Source organism: Pantoea sp. Fr+CA_20, from assembly GCF_024520835.1.
In the GTDB taxonomy this organism is placed as follows: Bacteria; Pseudomonadota; Gammaproteobacteria; order Enterobacterales; family Enterobacteriaceae; genus Pantoea; species Pantoea allii.
On record NZ_JALNPN010000019.1, the window covers coordinates 32,743 to 47,327 of the forward strand.

Sequence of the window (14,585 nt, forward strand, 5' to 3'; positions counted from 1 at the left end):
TTCAATTAACATGCGGTCGGATACCGCGAAAATCAATGGCGCGACTTGTCGTGATGTAAACAATGGCGCGGATTATGATCCTACAGACGATGAGATCAAGCATAGCTGAGGACAACGCAGGCTATCACTTTCCTGTCGCGGCATGGTTAACAGATGTTAACAGCCTGTGTCAGCATCCTGATTAGCGTGTAAAGCGGACTGAACAGCGCAGGCAGGACGCCCGGCCCACGGCTGCGCGCGAAATGCCAGCAATTATTCCTGTCTGTCGTTATAATCGGGCCAACGTTATCATTTTTAGCTTCAACCGCGGACATCCCCTTTTTTATGCTGAGTTATCGCCACAGTTTTCACGCCGGCAACCATGCCGATGTGCTTAAGCACACCGTACAAAGCCTCATCATCACCGCCCTGAAAGAGAAAGAAAAACCCTTTCTCTATCTTGATACCCATGCCGGTGCAGGCCGTTATCAACTGAGCGGCGAGCATGCAGAGCGTACCGGCGAATATCTGGAAGGCATTGGCCGCGTCTGGCAGCAGCCGGATGCGCCCGCATTGCTGCAACCTTATTTTGATGCCATTCATGCCCTGAACCGGAGCGGTACGCTGCGTTACTATCCGGGCTCGCCGCTGATCGCCCGTCATTTGCTGCGTCCAGAGGATAAGCTTCAGCTTACCGAACTGCACTCCAGTGATTACCCCCTGCTGCGAACCGAATTCAGTAAAGACAGCCGCGCGCGCGTTGAAAAGGCCGATGGTTATCAGCAGTTAAAGTCAAAGCTGCCGCCGTTGTCTCGTCGTGGTCTGGTACTGATCGATCCCCCGTACGAAATGAAGAGCGATTATCAGGCGGTCGTCAAAGGCATTCAGGAAGGCCACAAGCGCTTTGGCACGGGCGTTTTTGCCCTGTGGTATCCGGTGGTTATGCGTCAGCAAATCAAACATATGCTGCGCGATCTGCAGGCAACCAACATTCGTAATATCCTGCAAATTGAGCTGGCCGTGCGTCCTGACAGCGATCAGCGCGGTATGACGGCTTCCGGGATGATTGTGATCAATCCACCGTGGAAACTGGCCGATCAGATGAATACATTGCTGCCGTGGTTACACCAGAAACTGGTGCCAACCGGTACAGGCCATTTCAGCGTAAACCAGATCGTACCGGAATAACGCCCTTCTCAGATTAGCGCCACCGCGTCTGGTGCGGAGGCGTTATACCTCAGGTCATTTTTATGTGGATCATCCTGGCAGGTGCACTGGCTGCCCTGCAACCGGCGAAACGCCTCTCGCTGTTATTACTGGCACTGGCAACGGCGCTGGGGGTTTACCAGAACGTTCTCGACTGGCCTGTTACCCTCGTTTTTGCTGCTGTTGCCGCACTGGTCGCGTTTCGTATTTACGACCGTCGGAGCCAAGTGTGGCAGAGCATCAGCGAGGCGCTTCTGGTGTTGATTGCCCTCGCGCTAATGCTGCATCTTATTCCTGGCTTCAACAACCCACGCCAGATTGATGCCGTTCGGGCTGGCGCGCACAGCCTGCCCTTCTCTTTTTCATTTAATTTCGATAAAGCCCTGATTCCTTTCTTGCTGCTGGCCTGTATGCCAACGCTGTTTAAAGCCGAGGCGCACCCACCGCGCACGCCGGTGTTATGGCTGCTGCCCGTAGCGGCGATTCCACTGCTGTTAGTCAGCGCGGTATGGCTGGGTGGCCTGGCGTTTGAGCGACACGTTCCTGACTGGCTGGGGGCCTTTGCCCTGGCAAACCTGTTTTTTGTGTCGCTGGCTGAAGAAGCATTTTTCCGCGGCTACCTGCAGCAGCGCCTGCGCCAGAAATGGGGCAGCACAGTTGCCCTGCTGGTCACCGCCTTGCTGTTTGGCCTGGCGCATGCGCCCGGCGGCGTGCTGCTGATGGTCTTTGCCGGGCTGGCCGGGCTGATTTATGGCCTGGTCTGGCACTGGAGCGGTCGCTTATGGCTGGCAACGGCGTGCCATTTTGCGCTCAATATGGTCCACCTGCTGTTTTTTACCTATCCGGCACTGGCGCACTGACCATCACAGCCTGAATACCGCCAGGTCCTGGGCCATCTCCGTTTCAGGGAAGATGGCCTGGCACTCGGCCAGTAAACGGGCCATATCTCTGGCAAGATAGCGCGAACTGAAATGGGTGGCGATCATCCGTTTTGCACCGGCCTGCTTTGCCACTTTTGCGGCCTGCACGGTGGTTGAGTGACCGCGTCCGTTGGCTTTTTCAGCCAGTGCATCCTCCAGCGTGGTTTCGTGTACCATCACATCCACATTCGCGGCCAGCTGTAACGCCACCTCGGTAGGTGCGGTATCGCCAAAAATCGCCAGCGTTTTGCCTTTGGTGGGCGGCCCCAAATACTCAGCACCATGAACCGTGCGACCATCCTCCAGCGTGATACTGTCCCCCAGCTTTAGCTGTTGATACCACGGGCCACGCGGCACACCTTCTGCCTTCAGACGTGCGGCATCCAGAAAGCCGGGCTTGTCTCGCTGCTCAATACGATAGCCAAAGCAGGCAATGGTGTGATTCATCGGCCAGGCCGTAACACGAAACTCGCCATCATCCAGCACCTCGCCCGCCTCGATCTCAATCACCTCCAGCGGATAGTCGGTGTACGAGCTGGAAAGAGACAGAGCGTTATCGACAAAGGCTTTCAGGCCTTTGGGGCCATAAACCGTCATCGGCGTGGTAAGTCCCGCCATTGAACGGCTGGTAAGCAGGCCGGGCAGACCAAAAATATGGTCACCGTGCAGATGCGTAATAAAGATTTTATCGAGCTTGCCGGGTTTAAGATCGGAGCGCATAAACTGAAGCTGTGTCCCTTCACCGCAGTCAAACAGCCAGGTGTCGCCACTGTTTGCACGGGTAAAGGCAATGGCAGTGACGTTACGCTGCAAGCTCGGCGCGCCACCGCCCGTGCCAAGAAAAGTCAGGTGCATGCTATGCTTCTCTGTAAGTAGTGGAAAACAATGGCCTGTTACAATCATAGGCGCAATTTTTGCGACACCCTGCCCTGCGGCGTTACACTCTATGTCAATTTCCATGTAACCGGATGATACTTCAATGACCCGACATTATGACTATCTCGCCATCGGCGGCGGCAGCGGCGGTATTGCCTCGATTAACCGTGCAGCAAGCTATGGCCAGAAATGTGCCCTGATAGAAGCCAAAGCACTGGGCGGAACCTGCGTCAACGTGGGCTGTGTGCCGAAAAAAGTCATGTGGCATGCCGCGCAAATCGCCGAGGCGATTCATCTTTACGGCCCCGATTATGGTTTTGACACCACGGTAAACCGCTTCGACTGGGGCACGCTGGTCAAAAACCGTAGCGCCTATATCGACCGTATTCACCAATCATACGACAATGTGCTGGGGAAAAATAAGGTCGATGTCATCCACGGCTTTGCCCGTTTTATTGATGCGCATACCGTTGAAGTCAATGGCGAAACCATTACGGCCGACCATATTTTGATCGCCACCGGTGGACGTCCAGGCCATCCCTCTGTCCCCGGTGCGGAATACGGAATTGATTCAGACGGCTTCTTTGAACTGGACGCGCTGCCAAAACGCACCGCGGTGATTGGCGCCGGTTATATCGCCGTCGAACTGGCGGGCGTGGTGAACGCACTCGGCTCCGAAACCCATTTATTCGTCCGTAAACATGCCCCGCTGCGCAGCTTTGATCCGCTGATCACCGAGACGCTGGTTGAAGTCATGAACGCGGAAGGCCCGACGCTGCACACTCAGGCGACGCCAAAAGCGGTGGTAAAAAATGCCGACGGCAGTCTGACGTTACAGCTGGAAGATGGCAGCGACTACACCGTCGATTGCCTGGTTTGGGCCATTGGTCGTGTACCGGAAACCGACAGCCTGAATATCCAGGCGGCAGGCGTTGCGCTGGATGAGAAAGGCTATATCAAGGTCGATAAATTCCAGAACACCAATGTGTCAGGCGTTTATGCCGTAGGCGATAACACCGGTGCCGTTGAGCTGACCCCGGTGGCCGTGGCAGCAGGTCGTCGCCTGTCTGAGCGTTTGTTTAATAACAAACCGGATGAGCATCTGGATTACACTAACATTCCTACCGTGGTGTTCAGCCATCCGCCGATCGGCACCGTGGGCCTGACGGAACCGCAGGCGCGCGAACAGTACGGTGATGATCAGGTTAAAGTCTACAAGTCGTCCTTTACCGCGATGTACACCGCAGTCACCCAACATCGCCAGCCGTGCCGCATGAAATTAGTCTGCGTCGGCCCAGAGGAGAAGATTGTCGGTATTCACGGCATTGGTGGTGGAATGGACGAGATGCTGCAGGGCTTTGCGGTGGCGTTGAAAATGGGCGCAACCAAAAAAGACTTCGATAATACCGTGGCGATTCACCCGACCGCAGCGGAAGAGTTTGTGACGATGCGTTAATACGACTTTGAATACAGGCTTCAAGAAAGCGGCTTTTATGAAAAGCCGCTTTATACTGTTTTGTGCTTCAGGTGCCTGAACTATTTGGTATTTAGAATCATCTCCGACTCAAGAATCCCGCCATAATTGATTGCCGCTGAGAAATCGTCCTGACGAACGTCATCCCCAGTCATTAAAGAGTTCAGCTCTTTTATCCTTTCATGAATAGGCTCTTCGTTGAAAGAAGTGCCCGTTAGCATGTCGATAAACTCCAGGTTTAGCCTTTGTTGTACTGTCACTTTTGAGATCCACCTACCCTCAACCAGGATTTCACGCGGTAATACAAATTCCTGCACCCGGTAACTAAAGTGATTATTGTTAGTTCGAAAGGCTGCCGCAAAATCCTTCAACTCTCTTATTGAGCTTCGCTCACGATCGCTTACCAGCTCTTGTCTTTTAACGTCAGCTGTTCTGGATTTAAAGGGTGTTACATCGGGCGTTATGCCTAAAGGGGCAGCAATTCTTTCCGCCGTAACTTCAAGGCCAGACAATCGTAATAGCTTAGATACCGTGCCGCGAATCATGGCATCCTGAGCATAAACGATATCCTTCTTTTCAATAGCAAAAGGTTCTTCAGGTTCAGGATCTACTATTTTGAGCAGGCTAGAGCTTTTCCCTTCAAGCCCGATGCTCAATCCACATGCCAGACGTTGACCGGTATAGCCGGGCGGGAAAGTGATTGATTTTTTTTGTATAACCCCACCGGTATTATTTTGACCATTAATACCCAGTTGATTATTCAGATATTTCAATCCAGATTGGGTGCCTTTACACTCAACAACATGCCAGACTCCATTATTGTCTACAGAAACAAAATCGGGCGTCTTATTTGGCCCACGCTTTCCTGTTTTAACGCCTTTGGCGTTGATTGAGGCCGCAACCTTCTGAATAAAGTAGTTCCCATCGACTGTTTTTTGAAACGAGAGTGCTTTTTTCAGCCATAGCATGGGAACACCCATACCAAAATCATCGCTGAGTATCGTTTTTTGATGGGCATCCAGGCTGGAAAAACTACTGGTAATTCTTATGTCCTGGTCTTGTGTAATTGCCGAAAGGTATCTGACCCAGGCCCAGAACTCACTTAATGAAACGCCAGTGGCTGATGTTGGTGTGGTTAAATAGCCAATTTCAAGTAACAGGGCTAGTATATTTATGTCTTGTGTTGTTGTTCCAGAATGAAAGGTTGGTGGGAAAACTGGAATAGGTGGATTTGAAGGCCATGAGGTTTGAACAATTTCGATATCAAGCGTCCGTTTCATTTAAATCATCCCGCCTTAATTTTCAATAAAAAATAATTATCAATATCAAATAAATCAATAAGTTATGCATTAAAGGCAGACTTACACTAAACAACATTCACAGCCACAGTTGGAGCCGGATAAATTATGATCAGCCAAGGTCTGACATGTGGAGTCGTATTAGAAAATCGTGCTCAATACAATTTAATTAAAGATAAAATTAAAAACAATGACTCATTACCCATCAAACTGGATTTTATTCGTCCGGCGTCAATTTAAAGTGGGCTGATCTCTTTGAGAATAGGTAAGCCAGTCTAAATTTACGTTAATTCAATTAAAATAGTTTTCCCGCAGCGGCGTTAACGCGGCACCCAGCGCCGAACTGTCCCCTTCGATCTCGCTCAGCAGGATATCCGGATATTCCGCAGAAATGTCCCAGCGTGTACCCGAACTCACCCGTGGCATGGCTAAAAACATCTCGCCCAGCTTACGGGGGATCTCTCCGCCTAATATAATGGCACCGGGATCGATCACCGCGTTTAGCGCATCCATCGCCCGATGCAGATTCGGAGTCACCTCTTCCACCCACTGCTGAGCGATCGGCCATGCCGGATCGAATTGATGATTGAGATCGCGAATATCTTTAATTTCAATGCCGCCGCTGCGTAGTCGATCGATCAAGATCCCCAATGCAGGACGCAGCTTGCCCTCTTCCGGCGTAAAAATACGGCTGATCTCCCCCGCATTACCAAAAGCCCCCTGAAACGGTTTACCGTTGATCACGATGCCGCCGCCAAAACCGTAATTAAAAGAGAGGTAGCCAAACGTATCGTATTTCAGCCCGGCACCTAAAAAAGCCTCAGCGTGTGCCGCCGTGGTGGCGTTATTTTCAATCCATACCGGGCGGTCAAATAACCCCGTAATTTCACGACGCAGATCGATGCCCATCCAGCTTTTTAATGGTTCAGGCGGATTAAAATATTTACGCGAGTCATAAAGAAAGCCCGCCATGCTGTATCCCACACCGCACACTTTTTCTGGCGAAATACCCTGTTGCTTTAAGGTATCCAGATAGTGGTGTTTGATATCCAGTAAGGTACGGGCAGGATCGCGGGGATGCGTATCCAGCACACTGTATTCAGTGATACCGCCACGAAAATTAATCAGGCTGGCGGCAACGCTGTCCGAATTAATTGAAATACCATAGCCGTAACGTGCGTCCGCATTAAGCGATAATGACGGGCTGGGCTTGCCTCTTCCCTGGGACGGCGATTCCCCCAGGCTGAGAAAGCCATTTTCGGTCAGCGTATCAACAATGCGGTGCACAGAAGACTGATTCAGAATCGTTTGTGAAACCAGAGAGGAGCGAGAAATCCCATCGTTACGGCGGACAAGTTCAAGAATAAGTTTTTCACTGCGATTAAGTTCTACTTCATGATGACCTGAATTTCCATGAACCACAGCATTGTCCTCACCGTATTTAATAATGGGTTCTGTTAACACCCTAGCATGCTTTTATACATCACGAATAGTAAAGGGAATGGCCTTTACGTTTTAATAAAATGTGCTGAATAGCGGCTGATTCTGACTGACATGCCTCAATCATAAAATCGTCATAATAGTGAAACATAACAGAGAGACACTCTAATATCATGCAGTAAGCATTATATTAAAGGCGATGCCTTATGTGGCGTATTTATGCTCATGCTACATAAACGGATGGGTCGCACATCCCCTTCTTCTTTCTCTTTGCATCAGGTAAACAATGGATACGCGCTTAAAAGTTGCTGAACGCATCGCACAAGAAGCTGCACTACTGGCCCTGGATTATTTCAGGCAGCTGAGTGAATTAGCGATCTGCGAAAAAAGGCCACAGGATGTCTTCAGTGAGGCAGACCGGGAAGTGGAAAATCGTATACGCCAGCGTCTGGAACAGCATTTCCCCCAGGATCGTGTTATCGGTGAAGAACAGGGAGGCGAACTCAGCGCCAGCTATTGGTCAGTCGATCCCATTGACGGTACGAGCAATTTTTTACGCGGCTCGTCATTGTGGGGCATTTCTATTGGTTATGTGCATAACGGCGAGCCGCTAATCGGCGTCATCATCCATCCAGCATTAAATATCATGGTGAGCGGCGGTAAAGAGGCGGGCGTTTATCTGAATGGCGAGCCTTTTGAACGGCCCGTGATCGCTGAGGCGCTTAAAACCGTCGCCATTGGCGACAGTCCTTCATGGGATTTTACCCACCAGCTCTGCATTGAGAAAGCCTACCGGGATGATGGCTGGAATGTGGTGCGCTATCGTTGCGCCACGGTCGGTTTAACCTTTAGCGTGCTCGGTTATGTGGACGGTTATCAGGAATGTTTTAGCAGCATGTGGGACGTTTCTGCGGGTTATGCGCTCTGTAAAGCGGCAGGCCTGGAAGCGCACCTTGCCGGTACACAGGAAAAAAGCATGACGCATGTCAGTGTCGGAACCGCAGAAATGAACCGCCTTTCTGCCCAGTTTATCCCCCATCCCCGCTTTACCCCCGCCTGAAAAACAGACTGCCCACGGCTTATCTCATCACTGCACGTTCAGGACAGCGTTTCGGCGCTGTCCTGCCCTCTTTTTTTAATTTTGCCGCTCAGCCACACCTCACTGCCTCTGCGCTCAATATTATCCACTACGCATTAAAATAGTTAGCACGTTAAATGTAAGAACTCAAAGAATTAACCTATCTTAATGTTAAATATGGGTTTTAAAAACTTAACGAATTCTTAACCTGCCTGAAATTGCTTAAATTAACATCCGACAATTATTATGCACATCGCATTAATTGCAAGGCACACATGCAGACTAAGACGGGGCAGCCATACGTGAACACACTCGAGATCCATAATGCCATGCTGACGTTCGACGATTTTGTCGCACTGAACGGCATTTCACTTCAGGCCAAAAAAGGGCAGTTTGTCTCCCTGCTTGGCCCATCTGGATGTGGCAAAACCACGCTGCTTAAAGTTATTGCCGGCTTTCACAGTCTTGATAGTGGCGAAGTGCTGATCCATCAACAGGACATGCATCATGTTAAGCCTGAACATCGCGACACGGCGATGTGCTTTCAGTCCTATGCGCTTTTCCCTCACCTTTCCGTTGCTGAAAACATCGGTTTTGGCCTGAAGCAGATGAAGATGGCAAAAACGGACATCCAGCAGCGCGTGGCGCAAACCGCCTCTCAGGTATCGCTCAATGCGCATTTGCCTAAGTTGCCTGCCCAGCTATCCGGCGGTCAGCAGCAGCGCGTTGCGCTGGCCAGAGCGCTGGCCGTGCGACCGGAAATCGTTCTGTTTGATGAGCCACTGTCGAACCTGGATGCCAAATTACGCGACAGCGTTCGGTTGGAGATCCGACAGCTACAGCGTTCACATGGCTTTACCGCTATCTATGTCACGCACGATCGTGCCGAAGCCCTGTCGATGTCTGACGTCGTGGTGGTCATGAATGCAGGAAAGATTGAGCAAACCGGCACCCCTGACGATATCTATTATTCGCCGGTGAACCGCTTTGTCGCGGGGTTTGTCGGTCAGGCTAACTTCATGAAAGCCCGCGTACTGGACGGGGACAGCAGCACGGGTATTTATCGTATTGCGTGTGTCATGGGCGAAATGGAAATACACAGTCACCAGCCGCCCGTCTCAGACTCTGTCTATACCTTCTGGCGTCCTGAGGATGCCCTGCTGAGCGAACACAGCACGGGGAAAAACACCCGCGCTTTCGAGATCGGTGCAGTGAGTTTTCTTGGCAATATTTCTGAACTCCAGGTCCATCCGATTGGGCATGAAGAAACGGAATATCAGTGGTGTATCCAGTTGGTCGGCAAAAACCACATACAGGAAGGTGACCGGGTTAACTTCTCCATTGCGCCTGACAGAATCCGTTTTTTACAGGAAAGCTGTTCATGAAAACACGCAACCGGAACAGGCTGTGTTGGCTGTTGGTTCTGCCTGCCGTCGCGCCGGTGGTGCTCACGCTGGTGCTGATTGTCATCATGGCGTTGGCGCAGTCCGTTGGCCTGTTTAATTTTGGCGCTCCGGCCCACTTCACGCTTCAGTACTGGCAAACCATCCTGAACGACAGTCAGCTGTGGCGCGCGACAGGCTATTCACTCAAGATTGGCGTCATCAGTGCCGTTCTGTCCGTCGCGCTGGCGCTCCCGTTGGCGCTGTGGCTGAGAAAGCCCTTTCCCGGCTCAATGCTGATGGGCGGCTTGCTGAAAGCCCCGCTGATGGTGCACGGACTGGTCGCCGCGCTACTGTTCATCAATCTGATCTCCTGGCAGGGCTTTATTAACCTGGGGTTACTTAAACTGGGGATCATCTCTCACCCCATCAGGATGCAGAATGACCGCTGGGGAATTGGCGTGATTATTTTGCAGGTCTGGAAACAGCTTCCCTATGCCTTGCTGATTATTACCGGCAGCCTGCGCGCCATTGGTGATGAACTCTTTGATGCCGCGCGAGATTTGGGTGCCGGCAACGCTGCCCGGCTGTTACAGATCATTCTGCCTTTATCCATTAAATCCGTTCAGGTGTCGCTGGTGCTGATTTTCATCGGCGCATTAGGTGACTTTTCATTTCAGGTAGTTGCAGGGCCGACCAGCGTCTTTTCCCTGTCGCAATACATGCTGCGTTTCCCCGAAATCAGCGCCCAGGGCTGGAATCTTGCGGCGGTTGTCGCGGTTATTTTAATGCTGGCGGCTTTTGTCGGTGCGGTCGTGCTTGCCGGTCTGGCGAAATGGCTACAACAAGCCGGAGAAAACAAATAATGCAAGCCAGAGAGACCTTGTCCCCGCTGCGGGTCATCATGATGATCCTGATCACCGCCCTGTTTATGCTGTGGCTGGTTATTCCCTTTATGTTGACCGTACTGTGGTCACTCGTCGACAAAACCCATCCCTGGGCATGGCCAGATGCCCTGCCGCCCGTTCTCTCGCTGGGCCGTTGGGTCGAGGTATGGACCACGACCGCGCTACCTCAGGCACTCAGGAACAGCTATCTACTGGCGGCAACCGTGTCCATCTGCACCCTGGTGCTGGCCCTGCCTGCGGCGTGGGCGTTCGGCAGAATGTCATTCTCCGGCAAGCACCTGTTACAGAATGCAATTTTACTGCCGCTGATCGTACCAGGGTTTGTCGTCGCGCTGTTTTTTTCCATGCTGTTGAACGTCGCGGGCATCCACACCCGATTTGGCGGCATTTTGCTGGGACATACCATTATATTAATGCCCTACGCCGTGCGAATCCTGACTATCTCTTTCTCTCAAATACGCCAGGACACGCTTGATGCGGCACGCGATATGGGTGCCTCTGTAATTAATCGTTTTATTGTGGCTTGTTTGCCCACCATCCGGCCCGGAATATTTGCCGCATTAATTATTGTCTTTACGTTATCAATAGAAGAATTCGCGATAAGTTTTATTGTCGGCTCACCCGATTTTATTACCGTGCCGACCATTCTGTATTCCTATCTGGGTTACAACTTTATCCGACCCAATGCGGCGGTTATTTCTTTAATGCTGGTTGTGCCAAATGTCATTTTAATGTTGATAGCAGAAAAATTACTGACTAAAAACCCTGTTGCCTCCTTTGCAGGAAAAGGCTGACAGCCATTATCACTCGTTATTGGGGACTATTATGTTCAGACTATTTGCCGCAATGTTATTGCTGGCCGGGGCTTTCTGTAGCCAGGCTCAGGATCTGACCACGATGAACTGGCAACAGATTGTCGAGCAGGCTAAGAAAGAAGGGACATTAACCTGGTATCACTGGTATTACCAGGATCGTTTAAAAGAACAGGTCAGCCTGTTTGAAAAACAGTATGGAATTAAGGTCACGCTCTCTGAAGGCCCATTGCAGGGCAATATTAATAAACTCATGGCTGACCGTGGACGTGAAGCGGGCGATATCGATCTGTTTTCCATTGGCGGTGGCGCCTTCGGTACGGTATCACCACAGCAGACATTTTTTGGTCCGATTAATACATTACTTCCTGAAGGTAAAACCCTAAATTATTCGATTGAGGGAACCGACAGCAAAGGCTATGGCGTGGCGTTTTGGGGCAACCAGACGGGCCTGGCTTATGATTCCCGTCGCATGAAAGAAAGCGAGCTGCCCAGAACCCTGCCGCAGATAACGGCCTTCCTGCAAAGTCATCCACAGGAATTTGGTTTTAACGTCGAAAACGGTGGGTCGGGTCCGGCGTTTATTGAGTCAGTCACTCGCACGCTGGTGCCGGGTTTTGATTTTACCAAAGGCGATGCCGATGTAAAAAGCCTGACGGCGCTCCAGCCCGCCTGGAACTGGTTCAAACAGCAGCGTCCCAATTACATCATTACCGCGTCTAACGCCGACAGCGTTACCCGACTGGTCAGCGGCGAGTTTCTGCTGGTGCCGGCCTGGGAAGATTATCTGGTGGGCTTAGAAAACCATGGTGAAGTCCCTAAAACCATCAAACTTTATATTCCTGACTTCGGCATGCCCGGCGGCGGAAATATGGTGGCCATTCCTAAAAACGCACAACACAAAGCCGCAGCCTTGCTGTTTATACACTGGCTGACGCTGCCCACCACCCAACGGCTGTTTCAGCAGGTGTATGGCATCACGCCGCAAAATAAAGAAGTGAATCGCGATGCTGGGCTAATCAACAGCAAAGAGCGCATTCATGGTACCCAGTTCATGCCTAAGCCGCTGGGTGATGAAGTCAGAACAGAATTTTCTAATCAGGTCTTACTCAAGTAGATCGGCGATACACCCATAACAGAAGGTAAAGCGAAGAATGTCGAAGAAAAAACATCCTGTGCGCGTGGTGAACTCGCACCTGATTGCCCACCGTGGCGCGCCCCTGTTAGCGCCAGAAAACACGCTGCCTTCGTTTCAGGCGGCCGTTGAACACGGGGCAACGTGGATAGAGGTGGATGTCAAACTGACCAAAGATATGCACCCGGTCATTATTCATGATGATGCTGTCGACCGGACCACCAATGGTAAAGGTTATGTGGCGAACTTAACGCTGGATGAGATCCGCTCGCTGGATGCTGGCGTGCGTTACGGTCACATCTTTAAAGGCGTCAAAGTGCCCACGCTGGCTGAAACAGTGGGCTTTGTGCTGGATAAAGGCATCGGGCTGCAGCTGGAAATTAAGCCGACCTCAGGACAGGAAATTGAAACGGCGGAGATTGCGATTACCCAGTTGAAGTCGCTGTGGCCCGCAGGCGAGAAGAAGTTATTTATTAGCAGCTTCTCTGAACTCTCGTTACAGGTTGCCGCAAAGATTATGCCGGACGTCCCACGTGGACTGGCGGTGTGCGTGCCGCCGAAAGATCCTGCAGCGCTGCTCGCCAGAACAGATTGCCAGATCCTGCATTTCCTGGGCGACTTCGCCACGGACGATGACCTGCAGCGCCTGTCCCATTCAGGGATTGAGTTCGCGATTGCCACCATTAATGACCCGGCACTGGCCCGCAAATATATCGACGCGGGCGCGCAAACGGTGTTAAGCGATATACCCGACTTAGCATTTTAATAAAAAGTATTTTAATAAAAAACCATCAGGGCATTACCTGCCTGACGGGCTGGCACCAGGGAAAACCATTATAAAAAATGGCCATGTTATTTATGGCCAGATAATTGATTTTATTGTTTCGCTATTCGACAAAACGAATGTGACGTTGAAATAAATGCCGCCCTGCGCGGTCACATCCTCACGCTTCAATGACTAGATAAGGGTAGATGATATGCACAACAAAATAAAAACAGTCGCGCCGTATGCAATATGTTTTCTGGTTTCATTTTCTGCATGCTCCGCCGAAATTTATAATAAAGACGGTAATAAACTCGACCTCTACGGTAAAGTCGATGCACGCCATGTGTTTTCCGATAATATCGCGGAAGATGGTGACAACTCTTATGCACGTCTGGGCTTTAAAGGTCAGACGCAAATTAACGATAAGCTTACCGGCTATGGTCAATGGGAATATAATTTCCAGTTGAATCACAGTGAAGGCACCACCGACGCCCAAACAGGTAATGCCACGCGGTTGGGGTTTGCCGGTCTGAAGCTGGATGACTTCGGATCATTCGATTATGGTCGCAGCTTTGGCGCACTGTATATTGCCTCTGCCTACACAGACATGGCGCCAATCTACGGTTCTGGCACCATGACCACCAACGATAACTTCCTGTCAAAACGCTCGACCGGTCTTGCGACCTGGCACTCCCCGGACTGGGGCGGATTAAAGTTAACCCTGCAGTACCAAGGGAAAAATGATCGTTCAACCGCCAAACTGGCGAACGGGGATGGCTACGGTGCCGGTCTGACCTACAGCATCACCGATGGCCTGAGCATTGCCGCCGCGGGCATGAAAGCAAAACGTACCCTGACTCAGCAAGCTGACGGCCAGGGAGACGAGGCGACCGCCTGGGTAACGGCGGCGAAATATGATGCCAACCAAATCTATCTGGCCGCCATGTACGGTGAAGCCAACGATGTGACGCCTTATGGACAGCTGGCACAGGTCGCCGATAAAACCCATAACTTTGAGGCGATTGCGCAATACCAGTTCCTGAACGGCTTGCGTCCCTCTGTTGGGTTTGTGACACAGCGTGGCGAAAACCTGCAGGGCGCGGGGAATTTTGCCGGTGGTAGTCAGACTATGCAGAAATATATTGCGGTGGGCACCTACTACTATTTCAACAAGAACATGCTGACCTATGTGGATTACCGCATTAACTTGCTGAAAGAAAATGACTTTACCCGTGCAACCGGCATTACGACAAAAAACAGTATCGGTATGGGCCTGACTTATCAGTTTTAACAGGCGGCCCCTGCCTGCAC

Annotated in this window: 13 protein-coding genes; 10 read left to right on the top strand and 3 right to left on the bottom strand. The window is 51.2% G+C overall.

Features of this window, described 5'->3' with window-relative positions:
* Window positions 1-324: 324 nt before the first annotated feature.
* Window positions 325-1,167, top strand: coding sequence for a 23S rRNA (adenine(2030)-N(6))-methyltransferase RlmJ (locus tag NR177_RS18890; RefSeq protein WP_063877600.1), 843 nt, complete (start codon window positions 325-327; stop codon window positions 1,165-1,167).
* 62 nt (window positions 1,168-1,229) lie between these two features.
* Window positions 1,230-2,045, top strand: a complete 816-nt coding sequence (locus tag NR177_RS18895; RefSeq protein WP_109717840.1) for a CPBP family intramembrane glutamic endopeptidase — start codon at window positions 1,230-1,232, stop codon at window positions 2,043-2,045.
* A gap of 3 nt (window positions 2,046-2,048) precedes the next feature.
* Here the strand turns inward: NR177_RS18895 and rnz are convergent, their stop codons facing one another.
* Entirely contained in the window at window positions 2,049-2,960 is a 912-nt protein-coding gene (gene rnz, locus NR177_RS18900; protein ID WP_256853404.1) for a ribonuclease Z, read from the bottom strand.
* Between the two features lie 124 nt (window positions 2,961-3,084).
* On the opposite strand from rnz, the gene gorA reads away from it, so the two are divergent.
* Window positions 3,085-4,437 carry a glutathione-disulfide reductase gene (gorA, locus tag NR177_RS18905; protein WP_256853405.1) on the top strand — a complete coding sequence of 451 codons (1,353 nt, stop codon included), beginning with the start codon at window positions 3,085-3,087 and terminating at the stop codon, window positions 4,435-4,437.
* A gap of 80 nt (window positions 4,438-4,517) precedes the next feature.
* Here gorA and NR177_RS18910 read toward each other — a convergent pair whose 3' ends face one another.
* Both NR177_RS18910 and NR177_RS18915 read right to left on the bottom strand, forming a co-directional pair.
* Window positions 4,518-5,735, bottom strand: coding sequence for a hypothetical protein (locus tag NR177_RS18910; protein WP_217268212.1), 1,218 nt, complete (start codon window positions 5,733-5,735; stop codon window positions 4,518-4,520).
* 309 nt (window positions 5,736-6,044) lie between these two features.
* The gene (locus NR177_RS18915; protein WP_256853406.1) at window positions 6,045-7,175 is read right to left on the bottom strand and encodes an ROK family transcriptional regulator; all 1,131 of its coding nucleotides are present in this window, start codon (window positions 7,173-7,175) and stop codon (window positions 6,045-6,047) included.
* Window positions 7,176-7,479: 304 nt separating this feature from the next.
* Between NR177_RS18915 and NR177_RS18920 the strand changes: the two genes are divergently transcribed.
* The 7 genes from NR177_RS18920 to NR177_RS18950 all read left to right on the top strand — a co-directional run bounded on the left by NR177_RS18920 (window position 7,480) and on the right by NR177_RS18950 (window position 14,565).
* Complete coding sequence (locus tag NR177_RS18920; RefSeq protein ID WP_063877604.1) at window positions 7,480-8,253, top strand: inositol monophosphatase family protein; 774 nt, start codon at window positions 7,480-7,482, stop codon at window positions 8,251-8,253.
* A 293-nt stretch (window positions 8,254-8,546) separates the two neighbouring features.
* Window positions 8,547-9,656, top strand: coding sequence for an ABC transporter ATP-binding protein (locus tag NR177_RS18925; protein WP_256853407.1), 1,110 nt, complete (start codon window positions 8,547-8,549; stop codon window positions 9,654-9,656).
* Window positions 9,653-10,519, top strand: coding sequence for an ABC transporter permease (locus NR177_RS18930; RefSeq protein WP_063877606.1), 867 nt, complete (start codon window positions 9,653-9,655; stop codon window positions 10,517-10,519). The genes NR177_RS18925 and NR177_RS18930 overlap by 4 nt, the downstream gene beginning before the upstream one ends.
* Window positions 10,519-11,355: an ABC transporter permease gene (locus tag NR177_RS18935; protein ID WP_096012707.1), complete on the top strand. Its 837-nt coding sequence runs from the start codon at window positions 10,519-10,521 to the stop codon at window positions 11,353-11,355. Before NR177_RS18930 ends, NR177_RS18935 begins: the two co-directional genes overlap by 1 nt.
* Before the next feature lie 31 nt (window positions 11,356-11,386).
* Entirely contained in the window at window positions 11,387-12,490 is a 1,104-nt protein-coding gene (locus tag NR177_RS18940) for an extracellular solute-binding protein (RefSeq protein WP_063877608.1), read from the top strand.
* A 37-nt stretch (window positions 12,491-12,527) separates the two neighbouring features.
* Complete coding sequence (locus NR177_RS18945; RefSeq protein ID WP_063877609.1) at window positions 12,528-13,274, top strand: glycerophosphodiester phosphodiesterase family protein; 747 nt, start codon at window positions 12,528-12,530, stop codon at window positions 13,272-13,274.
* A 211-nt stretch (window positions 13,275-13,485) separates the two neighbouring features.
* On the top strand, window positions 13,486-14,565 hold the full coding sequence (locus tag NR177_RS18950) for a porin (protein WP_256853408.1): 1,080 nt from the start codon (window positions 13,486-13,488) through the stop codon (window positions 14,563-14,565).
* Window positions 14,566-14,585: the final 20 nt, after the last annotated feature.